Origin of the sequence: Paenisporosarcina sp. TG20 (assembly GCF_000286315.1) — a bacterium.
Taxonomy (GTDB): domain Bacteria; phylum Bacillota; class Bacilli; order Bacillales_A; family Planococcaceae; genus Paenisporosarcina.
Map to the genome: position 1 here is coordinate 1 of NZ_ALJG01000269.1, position 15103 is coordinate 15103.

Here is a 15103-nt window from a genome sequence, read left to right on the forward strand (position 1 = left end):
GACCGCCCGCGGAAAGCGTCCACCTGTAACGGAAATCATACCGGAAACCAAAGTTGATACTATATGGAATATCTTGCTAGACTGATACTTATATCATTTTTCTTATATCGTAAAAAAGATGAGCAACGAATCTGCTCACCTCTAATTTAAAACAATAATTATTTATTAAACCTCGGAGCCACCCGTTTTTTCGTAGCTTGCTCATAAGCATAAGCAAACTCAATCAACTTAGGCTCACTATAAGCCATTGCACTAAATGTAATCCCCACTGGCATCCCTTTTGTAGTGTATCCAGCGGGAATGGTAATGGAAGGATAACCTGCTGTTGCGGGCATTGCAGCCCCAAGATTGCTTTCAAATAAGAGCGCATCCAAGTTATGTTTGGTCATGACAGCATCAATTCCCTCATTAGCCGAAATTCGAATACCTGTCTGATGGTGTTCTAGGTAAGTAGGATCGTTCTGGTCATCACTCATTGTTTGCGCGAGTTCTAGTTCGATTTGCCCGAATTTCATACGAACGTCCGGGTCTTGCTTATTAAATTCAATGACATCGGCTAGTGACTTAACTGGAACATCATCAGAAACATTTCTTAAGTAAGCATTTATATCATGTTTGAATTCATGCCATAACACGATTGAATCAAGATCCGGGTCAGCAATTGTTACGATTTCTATAATCGCTCCTTGCGCTTTGATTTCTTCAATCGCAGCGTCAATAATGGCTCTTTCATCTGTATCTGCATCACTTAAGAATGCATTATCTACACCGATTCTAGCTCCGTTTAAGCTATCTGCTTTTAAATGCTTCGTATAATCGGTTAATGCTTTTCCATGACTCGATTTAGTAATGGCATCCGTTTCGTCTACTCCTGTGAGTGCGCCAAGTGTAATTGCAGCATCAGTCACTGTACGGGTCATAGGTCCAGCGGTATCTTGGCTGTGTGCTAACGGGATAATACCAGTGCGGCTTACTAAGCCAACAGTTGGTTTAATCCCAACTAATGAATTAGAGCTTGCTGGACTAAGAATTGAACCTGATGTTTCAGTCCCAATCGCGACAACACCGAAGTTCGAAGCAATACTAGCACCAGATCCTGAACTAGATCCTCCAACAAGGCCTGGATCGAATGTATCAGGTCCATAAGGATTTAGTACCTGTCCACCTAGTGCGCTGTAGCCACTAGGTACATATTTGGTCATAAAGTAAGCCCATTCACTCATATTGGCTTTACCAAGAATGATGGCACCTGCTTCTCGCAATTGTTTAGCAATAAATGCATCTTCTTTAGCAAAGTTATTTTCAAGCGCAATGGTTCCAGCTGTTGTTGGCATATTATCCACTGTTTCAACATTGTCTTTTAAAATTACTGGAATCCCATGTAAAGGACCGTTATACCCTTTTTGACGTTCCTTATCTAGCTTCGCCGCTACTGCTAACGCATCTGGATTGACGGTTAAAATTGAGTTAATTTTCGGACCGTTTTGATCATACTCTTTAATTCTATCTAAATACATCTGAACTAATTCTACTGATGTTAATTGATTTGTTTGATATGCTTTATGAATGTCTGCGATGGTTGTTTCTTCTATATTAAACGTATTTTCTAGCATATGAGTTACTCCTTTACTTTTGAGGATTTACTAAACAGTATAGCCGTTTTCCTTAGTACCTGTCACCCTAGGTGATTATTTAGGGATAATTGGATACTAGATTTGTAGGTATCGTTTTGCTTGATATAAAAATTGTGGTGAGGTAAAGCTATTATTTGATATCTATTACACGAAGTTTTTAACTGAAATGAGAAATCGAATCCCTTCGATGAGAAAATTTTATAAACTATTTTCTATATCAAACCGAAGTTCTAAGCTAACAAGTGTTCACGGTGTGTTTGGTATATGGAGATTAACATTTTAAAAACTATTTTCTTCAACAGTATATAATCTCATATTTTTTTATTAAAAGAGTATCCCGAAGCGTATACATAAGAATGAAGTACGAAGGGAGGGATTCATCATGCAAACAATGTTTCAATACAATTGGAAGGTCAGAGAAGAGTGGTTACAGTGGTGTGAGGAAGTACCTTTAGAAGAGCTTTTGAAAAAAAGAACCGGCGGATTGGGAAGCATATTGCATACATTGTTTCACATTATTGACGTTGAGTGGAGTTGGATTCGAATCATCCAAGGAAAATCTGAATGCCAAGAAAGCTTTTTGGACTATCAAAGTCTGGAGCAAGTTAAACAACTTGATAGGGAATATAAAAAAGAGGTTAAGGAGTTCGTCGAAGCCTGGGATAGTGACTGTGAACATTTGCTGTTTCATGATTGGAAACCTGGTGGAATCGCAAGTACAGATAAATGGGGAGAAATTATGCGTCATGTGATTGCTCATGAAATTCATCATATTGGGCAACTTTCAGTATGGGCAAGAGAAATTGGAAAACAACCAGTTTCTGCAAATCTCATTGGCAAAGGATTACAACTACCTCAAATATGATGGAAAATAACAAGCAAGACCTTCTCAAGGTCTTGCTTGTGTTAACTCTGAAAATGCTTTATTAAATTGATGAAAAGATGAAGGTCCATATGAATTTGAATTGTTTTTAAAAAAATGAAGAAACATATCTTCTTTTGCACATATAACTGAGCAGTTTTTCGCCATCATGATGAGCTTTAGATAGGCAATGAAGTAATCACTTGATAAATTCCCTCCGTGGTTCACAACCATTTTAGCTTCCTCCTATTTTGTGAGTTTTTATGGTACTGAGACCCTGGAATTCCTCAATGATCATGTAAATAAAGTCTCCTATCATTAACAACAAGAACTTTTAGCTATTAAATTCGTACTACATACGCCTGTTTCTGGTAAATCTAACTCTACTCGTTTAGCTGCTTCTTGATCACCAGTCAAATGAGCCACAACAGATCTAACTTGCTCATAGCCAGTTGCCATTAAAAAAGTTGGTGCACGACCATAACTTTTCATACCCACTAGATAGAAATTCTTTTCGGGTTGACGAAGTTCGGCTTCTCCATGGGGCCGGACGGTGCCACAACTGTGTAGGTTCGGATCGATAAGTGGAGCAAGTTTTGACACGCTTTCTGTTGCTGAATCAATGTCGAGGCGAATTTCTCGTAAGAAATCGAAATCTGGACGTGATCCAGTGTTTGCGATAATTTCATTGATATCGTAAATAATAGATTCTTCGTTTTTAGTCGTGCCATGAATTGTTAATGTGTCGCCAGCAGCTTTCACTTGGTGTATTAGGAAAGGGGTATGCACAGTAATTTTTCCACTATCCACTAGTTGATGAATACGTGATCCTAATTGACCTCTAGCGGGAAGAGCATCTAAATCTTCTCCCCCATATGCGTCCTCCACACGATTCTTGCGGAGAATCCATACGATTTCTGTCTCTTCCAAGTTGGATAATTCTAAAATAGTATTGATAGCAGAATGACCACCACCGACTACTGCTACTCGCTTATGTTCGAACTTTGAACGTAACTTTCCTGATATATCGGGAATTCCGTATGTTATATTAGATTTAAGCGATTCTTCATCTCTTGTCCAGACATTATCCGCATTAACAGGGTTAGGTTGCCCCCAAGTACCAGTTGCATCAATGACAGCTTTAGCTTCAATTCGTTCGGTTTGACCTTGTTTTTCAACGTACAAAACAAACGACTGTTCATCCCGTTTTGCGTTCTTCATCTTATCTAATCCGTGTTTCCTAATGGCTATAACTTTAGAATTCAACTTAATGAACGGTTTAATTTGAGGTAGATTTGCTAGAGGGATTAAATAATCTCGAGCGATATCTTTCCCATATGGCAAAGCTTCCAGTTCGGGTGATTTCCATCCACTCTCTTGTAAAAGTTCTAATGCCACTTTATCGATATTGTATTGCCATGGGGAGAAAAGGCGTACATGTCCCCACTTCAAAATATTACTTCCTACACTACTGCCAGACTCAATGAGTATAAACTTTTCATTTTTAGATACTAAATGGGCAGCTGCAGCTAAGCCAACAGGACCAGCTCCGATAATTGCGATCGGCAAAGTTGAAAGTGCATCCATGCTTTCGGGTGTGTCACAGCAATTCGTTAAAATATTAAAGCTGACTTTGTTGTTCGTCATTTTAATGCCTCTTTTCTTTTATTTGTAAAATGCAAGTATATATTTAAGGTAAAGCAAGATTTCTCTTGCTTAGATTAACGGAGTACAGCAAACACTGGACTTCGCCATAGCGTTATTAAGTAACTTAATAGATCTTAAGACAGTTTCTTGTTCAAATTCATTCATATGGGAGAAGACTTCGTTTAAATAGGAGTTCATAGAAGATTCCACTGATTGTGCCATATTATGTCCTTCATTTGTTAAAGTTAATACATAAAATCGTTTATCATCAGAAGAAGGAGATTTTGAAACTAGATTCATCTTTATTAACGTTTGTATTTGACGACTAAATGTCGTAACATCAATCGCTAAAGTATCTGCAATTTGTTGCATCGTTGGAATATGTTGTTTATCTATTTCATATAAAATATGGCTATGCACAGTTGAAATTTCAATGTCATCACCTGCACAACAGTTTTTATTTAAAATACCGAAGCGGCGAGTTAAAATTTGAAAAAGTTCACGTTTGTTTTCCATGTTTCACCTCTTTAAAATAATTATATGTCAACCAATTGCAAAATGCAACTAATATGTTAAAGTTAATTTTATAAGCAAAGGAGTGTTTATATGAACTTTAAAACCCGTAAAATGATTCCCTCAGATTGGGATCAAGTAAAAGAAATTTACAAAGAGGGCATTAAAACGAAAAATGCCACGTTTGAAACACTAGCACCATCTTATGAAAAATGGATGGAATCTGCACACCCTGGTTGTCATTTAATTGTAGAAGAAGAGTTTCAAGTACTGGCGTGGGCAAAAATCCTATACACTTCTGCCAGACCAGTATATTCAGGTGTGGGAGAAGTCAGTATTTATGTGCATCCAAAAGCAAAAGGAAGAGGAATAGGAAAAAAACTTTTAGCTGAATTGATACGTGTATCCGAGCAACAAGGATTTTGGACATTAAAAGCTAGCATCTTTCCTGAAAATAAATCTAGCATCAGCCTCCATAAAAAGTGTGGATTTCGCATCTTAGGAGTTCATGAGAAAATTGGGGAAATGGATGGAATCTGGCGGGATAATGTCGTAATGGAAAGAAGAAGTGATACGGTAGGAGTTAATCATAATTCATCTCAGAAGAAAAAACACAAATGGCTTTCTCTATTCTTTGAAGAAACGGAATAATACTCTAGTAAACTTAAAATTATAATAATAGTAGAAGGACCCGCAAGTAAAAGTACTTGTGGGTCCTTTGAACGTTTCATTACTTAGTAGTTCCACGTCTTTCAGTAACCGTTCGACCACCGATTCCCCAGTTATCAGTATCTACCTCGTCTATGACAACCACTGTTGTTTCAGGATTCTTATCCAATACATCTACCAGTAACTGGGTGACGCCTTCAATAAGTTTTGCTTTTTTCTCTGGTGTCACATGTTCATTCGTTATTTTAATATTTACGTAAGGCATTTCATCGCTCCTAGTTATTTTTTAACCCATTATAGAAATTCCAAACGGTTCCCAAAGGGGTTATCGACATAAAAATCTTTTGCTCCTTGTAATTGTTCATCCAATTAAATCGAGATACCTTTTCCGCGGAGATGTGTGGCGAAGGCTTGAATATCAGTCACCTCAAATGAAAGATGAGCTTTTTTAACACCGATAAACAATTCTTGTACACCGAAATGAATATGAACATGTCCATCGAGAACCAAACGCCACCATTTTTCTTTAATTCATCTGGTTTTTGACTTCTTCCTAAGAAAGAATATCTTGAATAAACAAACGGGCTTTTTCTTCACTACCAATTGGTGCGGCTAGTTGAATATGATCAACTTGTTTAATTAACAGCATCTTCGGTTTTCCCTCTTTCATGTTTAACTTAGAGAAGTAAAAATAGTGCGCCAACAAATACTAATAAAGCAGAGCCTGAAAGTGCCCCTGTATAACTTTCTGTTTCTGTAGGTAATATTCCTGCAACCGAGGTCCAAATCTCACATAAAAACTTGTAGAAGAATCTGATGGAGCTAGCAAAATGATGGCAACAGCTTGAATCATTAAAGACATCATGAAAACGTACTTTCTCCAAAGAACGGTTAGATGATGTATGAGGGATAGCTATTAAGTTAGGTAATTCCTAAATATTAGTATTTTTACCACTAAAAACCGTATTGTTGTAACGTAAACGGTATTAGGGTATAGGTATAAAATAAAAGACAATTTTTCCCAGACAAACTTACTCCATCTTACTCTCGCGCCGACTCTATTAAAATATAATTGAAACTATGAGTAATATGTAACGTTTTTATTGCACAAACGTTTAATTTAAAGGGGATGCTTTGGTGAGACTAGTTGTACCATCACTGAAATGGAAAGAACAACATGAAAATTACATGGGTGAATGGGGTTCTGTACGAATGGCTCCGAGTAGTATGGATTTATCTGGATTTCATACATATGAAGAGTATTTAACCGCATTGGACGCGCGTGCTAAAGGACAATTCCCTTCGGTAGAAAGCTCACATTACTTTTTAATAAATAACAACAATAGAATTTTAGGAATGGTTGATATTCGTCATGAGCTTAACGAATTTTGAGAACAATCGGAGGACATATCGGATACGGTATTCGGCCATCTGAACGAAATAAAGGTTACGCATCCTATCTATTAAAAGAAGCACTTATTAAATGCAAAGAGTTGCATATGGGTCAAGTTCTAGTTACATGTGATGAGGATAACATCGGTTCTGCCAAAGTCATTTTAAATAATGGGGGAGTGGAGGACGATTTATTTATTACAGAAGAAGGACAGTTGAAGAAAAGATTTTGGATTTCTGTTAAGTCATCTTGAGATAAACGATGTGGACGACATACTTGAATTAATAAAGATCAAGTCATTTTAATTTTGTTCCTACTAAAGTACCTAGATCAGTGGAAAAATACCTAGGAAAAATATGGATTAGTAAATCCATCCAAAAAAGACCGGGATAAAATAACTGAATATATTGAAAAATGGTAAATATAACTTTTCAATTATACTAATTTTAGTTATAATAATATTCATACATAATCGTAATACCCCTTATATAAGATTTTTTAGATTTCATCCACATATTTGCCCAGTCCAATGTAGAATGGAGCCGAATTATGAATCAGACGTTAGAATCTATGGAATCCAAAGAAATTCTTCAAAGTGAAATGATGTATAGTCAAATAATTGAATACTCCGTTGAGACCATTATGATTCATTTAGACCACAAAATTCTCTATATTAATCAGGCGGGTGCTGAATTTTTAAGAGGGGGAAAAAACCAAATAATTGGTTCAAACTGTTTAAACATTATTCAAGATGATATGAAAGACAAGATTAGGGAACGATTTGAACAAGGCATGTATGGACAAGTACCTCTGAAAGTTATTGAACAATCGATTATACGATGTGATGGGAGTCTTGTGGACGTTGAGTTTTACTGTCATCCAGTTCAATTTGGTAATCGACAAGCCATTCAAACCGTTTTGCGTGATATTACGATCCAAAAAGAAACGGAAAAAATGTTAAAGGACCGACAGAAAATGGTTTCAATCGGAGAAATCGCTGCAGGTATTGTACATGAAGTAAAAAATCCATTAACTTCAGTTAAAGGCTTTTTACAATTACTAAAAGAAAAAAATCCCCATCCCTATATACATGCAATGGAAAGTGAATTAGAGAAAGCAATTGATACGTTACAAAACTTGCTTCAAGTATCTAAACCGGATCTCTACGATGAGCCAATTATCGAAATTGACGTGTGTAAAGAACTGAACTCTCTTATATATTTATTTCAAGATAAATTATATAATATAGAGATTGAAATGGATATACGAGATTGTGATAAACATATATTTGGCAAGAAAAATTTATATTTAAAAGCATTTTTTAATCTGATTAAAAATGCATTAGAAGCAATGCCAACTAAAGGAAAGCTCCGAATCGAACATTACTTTCAAAATGACAGTGTTAATGTGAAGGTTATCGATACCGGAGTAGGTATACCAAAAGATAAAATAAATCTGCTTGGAAATCCCTTTTATTCCAGTAAAAATAATGGGACAGGTTTAGGTTTAACACAAGTATTCACAACGATTAATAATCATGGTGGGCAAATGACTGTGCACAGTAAAGTTGGACAAGGATCAACGTTTCACTTGAAATTACCACAACATCCGACTGGTGCAAAAATCTTGTCTATAAATCGATATGATATACAGTAACGTTTTGATATTTATGGGGTTGTCCACTTATCAAATAAATTGAAAAAAACTTCAAAAAAACACCAATCTATGTAAGACTGGTGTGAAAAGATTATAGAGCTTTTAACATACCACCATCTATGATGAGGGATTGACCCGTCATATACGTATTTGCAGGTGATGCTATAAATAACACTACTTTAGCAAATTCCTCTGGTTGACCATAACGACCAATAGGTATTAGATTCTCACTACGTTTGATAACGTCTTCAATTGAAATACTTTGTCGAGAAGCAGCCAGTCGGTCGAGTTCGGCGACACGGTCTGTTGCAATACGGCCAGGGCCAATAGTATTAACTAAAATATTATGTTTCGCGTATTCTCTAGCTAAACTTTTTGTCAATCCGACCATTCCTGATCGGAACGTATTGGAGAGGATTAACCCATCAATTACTTCTTTCGTAGAAGAAGAAGAAATATTGATGATGCGCCCAAAATCATTTTCTTGCATGTGTGGCAATACAGCACGAGTCGTCCGGACATAACTAAGTAAGTTTTTCTCGAACGCTGTCATCCAATCTTCGTCGGCTAAATCTTTAAATCCACCAGCAGTTGGTCCACCAGTATTATTAACTAAAATGTCAACTCCACCAAATTCTGTTTTTATCCAAGCAAATAGCGCATTTATGTCTTCTACTGAAGACATGTCGCATGTTTTAGCATACACACGCTCGTTATTCGTCAACTGCTTGATTTCCTCAACAGTCCGCGCCAATGTTTCTTCAGTGCGACTCGACACAAGGACTGTGGCCCCTTCTTTTGCAAACTCCAGAGCTGTTGCTTTTCCTAAACCCTTACTCGATGCAGTAACAAGAACAATTTTATCTTTTAATTGTAAATCCATCTAATCCCTCTTTTCTATTTATTTATTTATTTCACTTCAATCTTAGCTTCTAATTCAATTACTACATTTCCTTTAAGCGCCCGGCTAATCATACAAGAGCTTTCAGCTTTTTTAGCTAATTTTTGTGCTGCTTTCAAATCTTTATCAAATAAAATGACGAGATGAGGACGGTGAATAATTTTTTGATATGTGATGATTCCTTTGTTACTTTCAACAATGCCTTCAGAAATCATTGTTAAGCTTTCTTTCTCAATACCACTACGTTCAAGCATAGCTGCTAGAGTGATAATGTAACATGTAGCTGCTGCACCTAGTAACATTTCATCCGGGTTTGTACCAACACCAGGACCGTCCATCTCTGGAGGAATGGAGATTTTAGTATGTAAGTGTTCAGTTTCGATTGTACCGACATCATTTCGAAGGCCTGGCCAATTTGCCGTTAGATGAAAAGAATGAAGTGTCATAAAGATCCCCCTTTATTCTTATAGTTTAAATGATTCTACAAAAAAAGATAATAAAATGATTCAATATTTAGAAATTCTTTTTGAAGAACAGTCAGAGTAAGGTTAATAGGAAAGAGACCATTTTAGATTACTTTTTTTAACCCACAGGGTAGTCCAATAATAAATAATAATTTTCATTTGTTTCATTCAAATATATAAACTTATAACGGACTATTAAAATTGTAAAGAAACCTGTTAATAACTAATGAAATATTATGAATATATGTCTATATTACATGGATTACAGAATGTGTAATCGCGTCACTAAATTGTTAACTCCTATTCATGTCATTGTAATCGTTCTGAAATCACAAGATGTTAAGATGACAATCGTTAGTGAAAAGGAGGAATTTATTTTGAAAAAGAAAATCGTTGCACTAACTGCAATTGTTACATTATCAGTAGGGTTGGTGGGACAAGCATCTGCTTCTAGCATCCATACGGTAAAATCAGGAGATACATTATGGTCTATATCACAAGCCAATAATGTTAGCGTTAAGAACTTACAAGAATGGAATGAGTTAAACAACTCTACTCTCATATATCCACGCCAAAAACTTAAAGTGGAGGATGCCGTCTCAACCTATACAGTTGTAAAAGGCGACTCACTTTATAAAATAGCATTGGCAAACAGTATGTCTGTAAGTGAATTAATGAAGTTGAATAATCTCTCTAGTGATTTAATTCATCCAGGAGATCAATTTGTTTTAAATGGACAAGCTAGTGCTGGTAACACAGCAACTACTTCTACTAATTCATCGACAGCGGCTACTCGAACAACTGCCGTTTCAGCTCCATCTAAAGCTAAAGAAATGACAGTAACGGCAACTGCATATACTGCTTTTTGTACTGGATGTTCAGGAATAACATACACGGGTATTGACTTGCGTTCTAACCCGAACCAAAAAGTTATTGCAGTAGATCCATCTGTAATTCCGCTTGGATCACGTGTATGGGTTGAAGGTTACGGTGAAGCAATTGCTGGAGATACCGGTGGTGCAATTAAAGGTAATAAGATAGATGTCTTTATTCCAAGTCGACAAGAAGCTCTAAACTGGGGTCGTAAAACAGTAAACATTAAAATACTAGATTAATAGTAGAAATAGTTAAAAGGTGAGCCATGTGCTTGCTTTTTTTTGTTTTAAAATATAAGAATAGTAAGGCGGTTTGGCAACCACAATCTTTTTAATCGAGTGTTACATGCCAGTCTCATGGACCATGAAGGAATATGGAATAGCGAAAATGAGTGAAGAAATGAAGGAGCATATGATCAGGTATAAATAATCATATGGGAGATTGTAATTTCAAGCTGTCATTTTGCAAAAAAACCGTTTGAAGTTGTAATTGTTGAAGTTATAAGAATTTAAATTATACAATACTATACTGAAAAATCTCATTATTTTTGGTTCTACATTCATGCAGAGTCCCTTAGTTTAATAGTAATCATAGAATACAAAAATAATGCTTAAGATCATAATCTCTCAAGCATTATTTTAATGGGCAAGTTTTACATGCTTTATGAGTTTGATAATATAAGCAACATGTTTTACGAAAAGTAGTGCATTCAGATTCATATAAAGCAAGAGGATGTTGTTTTTTAACTCCGAATTCACTAGCAGGTGATTTGATTAAACGTTGAAAAGTAATGCTATCTTGAAGGGTAGAAATGAAAATCCATTTGATGTAGATAAATATATTTTCAAATAATACAACACGTGAGATGCCTCTTTCTTTTGCTAACAGTTCTACGATAGGAACGAGAGTTTGAGCATATAACTCTTTCGTAATCCATTCTACTGTAGACTGGCTAGGTTCTGCGGTTTCAAGTGAAAACGAATAAACAGGTAACCAACTAGTATTTGTAGATTCTTCGGAAATCGTTATGATTGAACATTCTTTAGAGTTTATTATTGCATTATGTTTGATACGAGCAAAAATCATAAGAGCTACTATGTAACCTACTCGTTTCGCTGTCATCGATGCAGCATGTGCTCTTGTAGGACTCTTGAATTCAGTCATCATTCGATTTAGATGTTGGTCAATTGAGGGTTCATGAATTAAATCTGAAAGAGTTAATTTGTGTAATATCATCTGATCTTGATACCAACGGAAGTTTTCGACCATTTCTTTCGAAATAGAACTATTCATTAAGAACTACCCTTTCTTCGCACTGTTAGTAGTAAGAAAATGAAATAAGGCGCACCTACAGCTGCTGTCCAAACGCCAGCTGGAACTTCAATTGGGGCAAATGCTACACGTGCAATCCAGTCTGCTATGAGAACAAGTAGCGCACCAACTCCAGCTGAAAATAAAACCATTGATTGAAATTTTGGACCTACAATCCTTTTTGCAATATGTGGTGCAAGTAAACCGACAAATCCGATTCCTCCGGCAAAAGCGACAGCTATTCCAGTTAGCCCAGTACTCACTAAAAGTAATAGAATTCGATTAAGTTGAACACGAGACCCAACCCCCGTCGCGATATCATCTCCAAGTTCTAAAATATTCATTTGTTTTCTCAACAAGAGAGATATTGCGATAAACAACAAAGACCAAGGCATGATGATAGAAACTTGAGACCAATTAGCACCGTAGATACTTCCAGTCGTCCAAATCGTCGCCTGGCTTGCTCGATAAATGGGGCCCATTAGTATCCATACGGTGGTTCCTGCTTGCATAAAGGCTGCAACAGCAATTCCTATAAGCAAAAGTCTGAACGGAGCAATGCCATTTTTCCATGACAATAAGAAAACAACTAGTGCAGTTAGAGTAGCCCCTAAAAATGCAAACAAAGGCAACCACTGAATACTCACTGTTAAAGAATTATTCTCATCCGAGAATAGTGTTAAAAATAATACCACAGCGAGAGAAGCACCTGCAGTGATTCCGATTAAATCAGGAGAAGCAAGTGGGTTCTTTGTGATTCCTTGTAAAATTGCCCCTGATACAGCTAGCGACATTCCGACAAAAAGGGCCATCACGATACGAGGTAATCTAAAGTCGATTAAAATAGTCTGGTCAAATTCATCACCAAAACCAAATAAAGCAGCAACTACTTTCGAGGGAGACAAAGGGAATTCCCCAGAACCTGCTGATAATAACATGACCGTAACGACGGCTAGAAAAACAATAATAGTAGCAACAAAGGGATGGCTAGTAAAACTAAGGCGATTGAATATTTTCATTTACTATATCCCCACCTTTCTACGTGCTACAAAAATAAAGAAAGGTACACCTATCAGGGCAGTCATCACACCTACAGGTAACTCTTGAGGCATTAATACATAGCGGCTTCCTATATCAGCTAAGAGTAAAAGAGCTGCGCCCCCCATAGCAGAATAAGGAAGAATCCAACGATGATCGAGTCCAATTAATGGACGAATTAAATGTGGAATGATGATACCAACGAATCCAATAGGACCCGCAACAGCAACTGCTGAACCAGCCAAAACAACCGCACAGGCGCCAAAGAAAAACTTTATCCATACGGTTCGTTGACCCAGACCTATAGCAACGTCATCACCAATACTTAATACATTCAATTCCTTTGCGCGTATAAAAGCGAGTAATAGAGCAACAACCATGTAAGGTAAAGCATTAACCAGTAAGTCAAGAGGTCGGTTAGCAACTGAACCTGCTAACCAAAATAATACTTGATCAAGAGCAGTTTCATTTAAAACTAACAACCCTTGTGTAAACGATGCAAATAATGCTGTTATTGCGGAACCAGCTAGAGTTAATTTAATGGGTGTAAGTCCCTCTCTCCCAGTACTACTTAAGACAAATACGAGCGTAAAAGCAAAAGTTGCACCGGCAAAACTAAGCCACATATAAGATTGTAAACTTTGAACAGATAAAAAAACTACACCTACAACCACAAAAAAACTGGCCCCAGCATTAACACCAAGAATACTCGGTGAAGAAAGTGGGTTTCTCGTAATTGACTGCATAATGGCACCTGATACACCAAGACAAGCTCCAACAAATGCTGCAATCACTGCACGAGGATACCGGACATCACGAATAATGATATGTTCATTTGAAGTTGTAGGATTGAAAAAAGCCAAGAAGGCTTTCGACCAAGTGGTGTGGGTATAGCCATAAACCAAGCTGGCACTCATTAAAAAAAGAATGCAAACCATACCAATCGCAATTCCCCATACTCGGGTGGTATTTGTATTTAACATTTTTTAACCTCTGAACTATGTATTTTAAAAGTACTTATTGACAAGTTAAATCGTATCATATAAAGTACTAACTGTAAATGATTTTCATTCTCAACTGGATGATAAAAAAGGAGAAATAACATGAAAAAATTTGGTATTTTATTAATTACTTTCATGCTGTTGGCGTTAGCAGCATGTGGTACAACACAAGAGGAATCTACTACAAGTGGGAAAGATATAGAGAAAGAGGAAAGTTATACAGTTACTCATGCAATGGGTGAAACAACGATCAAAGGTGAACCAAAACGCATCGTGATCTTGACAAATGAAGGTGTAGAAGCACTCCTTGCAATGGGAGTTACACCTGTAGGAGCAGTTGAAGCATGGACTGGTAACACATGGTATGACCACACTGCTGAACAGTTAAAAGATACAAAATCTGTAGGTAAAGAATCAGAACCCTCTTTAGAAGCCATTGCTGCATTGAAACCTGATTTAATTATTGGGAATAAAATGCGACAGGAAAAAGTCTACGAACAGTTAAGTAAAATAGCGCCAACAGTGTTTGCAGAAACATTAAGAGGCGACTGGCAAGAAAACTTTAAATTATATTCTCAGGCGATTAATAAAGAAGATGTAGGTAAAGAAAAATTAGATGCTTATAATAATCGTATTGAAGAAATAAAAGTAACCTTTGGTGATAAAACCCAACAAGAAGTTTCAATGGTCCGCTTTATGGCTGGAGATGTACGTATTTATCATAAAGACTCTTTTTCAGGGGTAATATTAGAGCAACTAGGCTTTGCTCGACCTGCTGAGCAGGATGTGCCAGATTTCGCAGAAAAAGGTGTAACAAAAGAAAGAATTCTAGCAATGGACGGCGATATCATGTTTTACTTCACATACGAAACGGGTGATAACGAAGCGACAAAATTAGAAAATGAGTGGATTAACGATCCATTGTTCAAGAACCTTGAAGTAGCAAAAGCAGATAAAGTATTTAAAGTAAGTGACGTGATTTGGAATACGGCAGGTGGCTACATTGCCGCTAATTTAATGCTCGATGACCTGGAAACGCACATCAAGTAAAAACATCATATTTGAGTCAATTTCATAAAAAAAAATCTAGTAATAAAATCCTAACAAAGTTGATTTTCGCTCCATGCGGACGCTTTCC

Annotated in this window: 17 protein-coding genes; 7 read left to right on the forward strand and 10 right to left on the reverse strand. The window is 36.6% G+C overall.

What is annotated here, in order from left to right:
• Positions 1–158: 158 nt before the first annotated feature.
• Positions 159–1613 (reverse strand): amidase family protein, encoded by a 1455-nt coding sequence (locus B371_RS0107875; RefSeq protein ID WP_019413763.1) that lies wholly within the window; start codon positions 1611–1613, stop codon positions 159–161.
• Between the two features lie 403 nt (positions 1614–2016).
• On the opposite strand from B371_RS0107875, the gene B371_RS0107880 reads away from it, so the two are divergent.
• Entirely contained in the window at positions 2017–2499 is a 483-nt protein-coding gene (locus B371_RS0107880; RefSeq protein ID WP_019413764.1) for a DinB family protein, read from the forward strand.
• 24 nt (positions 2500–2523) lie between these two features.
• Here the strand turns inward: B371_RS0107880 and B371_RS0107885 are convergent, their stop codons facing one another.
• The 3 genes from B371_RS0107885 to B371_RS0107895 all read right to left on the reverse strand — a co-directional run bounded on the left by B371_RS0107885 (position 2524) and on the right by B371_RS0107895 (position 4659).
• Positions 2524–2730, reverse strand: a complete 207-nt coding sequence (locus tag B371_RS0107885; protein WP_019413765.1) for a hypothetical protein — start codon at positions 2728–2730, stop codon at positions 2524–2526.
• Between the two features lie 84 nt (positions 2731–2814).
• Positions 2815–4143 carry an NAD(P)-binding domain-containing protein gene (locus tag B371_RS0107890; RefSeq protein WP_019413766.1) on the reverse strand — a complete coding sequence of 443 codons (1329 nt, stop codon included), beginning with the start codon at positions 4141–4143 and terminating at the stop codon, positions 2815–2817.
• Positions 4144–4212: 69 nt separating this feature from the next.
• Positions 4213–4659 (reverse strand): MarR family winged helix-turn-helix transcriptional regulator, encoded by a 447-nt coding sequence (locus B371_RS0107895; RefSeq protein WP_019413767.1) that lies wholly within the window; start codon positions 4657–4659, stop codon positions 4213–4215.
• A gap of 90 nt (positions 4660–4749) precedes the next feature.
• Between B371_RS0107895 and B371_RS21505 the strand changes: the two genes are divergently transcribed.
• On the forward strand, positions 4750–5307 hold the full coding sequence (locus tag B371_RS21505) for a GNAT family N-acetyltransferase (RefSeq protein ID WP_019413768.1): 558 nt from the start codon (positions 4750–4752) through the stop codon (positions 5305–5307).
• A gap of 79 nt (positions 5308–5386) precedes the next feature.
• Here B371_RS21505 and B371_RS0107905 read toward each other — a convergent pair whose 3' ends face one another.
• A complete protein-coding gene (locus B371_RS0107905) occupies positions 5387–5608 on the reverse strand; it encodes a 4-oxalocrotonate tautomerase family protein (protein WP_255348663.1) in 222 nt (73 codons plus the stop codon).
• 854 nt (positions 5609–6462) lie between these two features.
• Here B371_RS0107905 and B371_RS24030 point away from each other — a divergent pair.
• The 3 genes from B371_RS24030 to B371_RS0107925 all read left to right on the forward strand — a co-directional run bounded on the left by B371_RS24030 (position 6463) and on the right by B371_RS0107925 (position 8374).
• Positions 6463–6717 carry a GNAT family N-acetyltransferase gene (locus B371_RS24030; protein WP_019413773.1) on the forward strand — a complete coding sequence of 85 codons (255 nt, stop codon included), beginning with the start codon at positions 6463–6465 and terminating at the stop codon, positions 6715–6717.
• Positions 6714–6971, forward strand: coding sequence for a GNAT family N-acetyltransferase (locus B371_RS24035; protein WP_019413774.1), 258 nt, complete (start codon positions 6714–6716; stop codon positions 6969–6971). The genes B371_RS24030 and B371_RS24035 overlap by 4 nt, the downstream gene beginning before the upstream one ends.
• Positions 6972–7267: 296 nt before the next feature.
• Positions 7268–8374 carry a PAS domain-containing sensor histidine kinase gene (locus tag B371_RS0107925; RefSeq protein ID WP_019413775.1) on the forward strand — a complete coding sequence of 369 codons (1107 nt, stop codon included), beginning with the start codon at positions 7268–7270 and terminating at the stop codon, positions 8372–8374.
• A gap of 91 nt (positions 8375–8465) precedes the next feature.
• On the opposite strand, the gene B371_RS0107930 is transcribed toward B371_RS0107925, so the two are convergent.
• Complete coding sequence (locus tag B371_RS0107930; RefSeq protein WP_019413776.1) at positions 8466–9257, reverse strand: SDR family oxidoreductase; 792 nt, start codon at positions 9255–9257, stop codon at positions 8466–8468.
• Positions 9258–9283: 26 nt separating this feature from the next.
• Positions 9284–9721, reverse strand: coding sequence for an SACOL1771 family peroxiredoxin (locus tag B371_RS0107935; RefSeq protein ID WP_019413777.1), 438 nt, complete (start codon positions 9719–9721; stop codon positions 9284–9286).
• A gap of 395 nt (positions 9722–10116) precedes the next feature.
• On the opposite strand from B371_RS0107935, the gene B371_RS0107940 reads away from it, so the two are divergent.
• Positions 10117–10854 (forward strand): LysM peptidoglycan-binding and 3D domain-containing protein, encoded by a 738-nt coding sequence (locus B371_RS0107940; RefSeq protein ID WP_019413778.1) that lies wholly within the window; start codon positions 10117–10119, stop codon positions 10852–10854.
• Between the two features lie 394 nt (positions 10855–11248).
• Here the strand turns inward: B371_RS0107940 and B371_RS0107945 are convergent, their stop codons facing one another.
• Genes B371_RS0107945 through B371_RS0107955 form a run of 3 tightly spaced genes read right to left on the reverse strand, consistent with a single transcriptional unit; the run spans position 11249 to position 13947 of the window.
• Entirely contained in the window at positions 11249–11908 is a 660-nt protein-coding gene (locus B371_RS0107945) for a (2Fe-2S)-binding protein (protein WP_019413779.1), read from the reverse strand.
• Entirely contained in the window at positions 11908–12945 is a 1038-nt protein-coding gene (locus tag B371_RS0107950; RefSeq protein WP_019413780.1) for an iron chelate uptake ABC transporter family permease subunit, read from the reverse strand. Before B371_RS0107950 ends, B371_RS0107945 begins: the two co-directional genes overlap by 1 nt.
• A 3-nt stretch (positions 12946–12948) precedes the next feature.
• A complete protein-coding gene (locus B371_RS0107955) occupies positions 12949–13947 on the reverse strand; it encodes an iron ABC transporter permease (protein ID WP_019413781.1) in 999 nt (332 codons plus the stop codon).
• Between the two features lie 120 nt (positions 13948–14067).
• Between B371_RS0107955 and B371_RS0107960 the strand changes: the two genes are divergently transcribed.
• The gene (locus tag B371_RS0107960) at positions 14068–15015 is read left to right on the forward strand and encodes an ABC transporter substrate-binding protein (RefSeq protein ID WP_019413782.1); all 948 of its coding nucleotides are present in this window, start codon (positions 14068–14070) and stop codon (positions 15013–15015) included.
• Positions 15016–15103 lie beyond the last annotated feature (88 nt).

What these genes read in the sequence shown, in the direction of transcription:
- B371_RS0107945 (WP_019413779.1), bottom strand. Translation starts at nt 11,908, where the DNA reads ATGAATAGTTCTATTTCGAAAGAAATGGTCGAAAACTTCCGTTGGTAT.
- B371_RS0107890 (WP_019413766.1), bottom strand. Translation starts at nt 4,143, where the DNA reads ATGACGAACAACAAAGTCAGCTTTAATATTTTAACGAATTGCTGTGAC.
- B371_RS0107935 (WP_019413777.1), bottom strand. Translation starts at nt 9,721, where the DNA reads ATGACACTTCATTCTTTTCATCTAACGGCAAATTGGCCAGGCCTTCGA.
- B371_RS0107930 (WP_019413776.1), bottom strand. Translation starts at nt 9,257, where the DNA reads ATGGATTTACAATTAAAAGATAAAATTGTTCTTGTTACTGCATCGAGT.
- B371_RS0107895 (WP_019413767.1), bottom strand. Translation starts at nt 4,659, where the DNA reads ATGGAAAACAAACGTGAACTTTTTCAAATTTTAACTCGCCGCTTCGGT.
- B371_RS21505 (WP_019413768.1), top strand. Translation starts at nt 4,750, where the DNA reads ATGAACTTTAAAACCCGTAAAATGATTCCCTCAGATTGGGATCAAGTA.
- B371_RS0107875 (WP_019413763.1), bottom strand. Translation starts at nt 1,613, where the DNA reads ATGCTAGAAAATACGTTTAATATAGAAGAAACAACCATCGCAGACATT.
- B371_RS0107885 (WP_019413765.1), bottom strand. Translation starts at nt 2,730, where the DNA reads ATGGTTGTGAACCACGGAGGGAATTTATCAAGTGATTACTTCATTGCC.
- B371_RS0107955 (WP_019413781.1), bottom strand. Translation starts at nt 13,947, where the DNA reads ATGTTAAATACAAATACCACCCGAGTATGGGGAATTGCGATTGGTATG.
- B371_RS0107880 (WP_019413764.1), top strand. Translation starts at nt 2,017, where the DNA reads ATGCAAACAATGTTTCAATACAATTGGAAGGTCAGAGAAGAGTGGTTA.
- B371_RS0107925 (WP_019413775.1), top strand. Translation starts at nt 7,268, where the DNA reads ATGAATCAGACGTTAGAATCTATGGAATCCAAAGAAATTCTTCAAAGT.
- B371_RS0107950 (WP_019413780.1), bottom strand. Translation starts at nt 12,945, where the DNA reads ATGAAAATATTCAATCGCCTTAGTTTTACTAGCCATCCCTTTGTTGCT.
- B371_RS0107960 (WP_019413782.1), top strand. Translation starts at nt 14,068, where the DNA reads ATGAAAAAATTTGGTATTTTATTAATTACTTTCATGCTGTTGGCGTTA.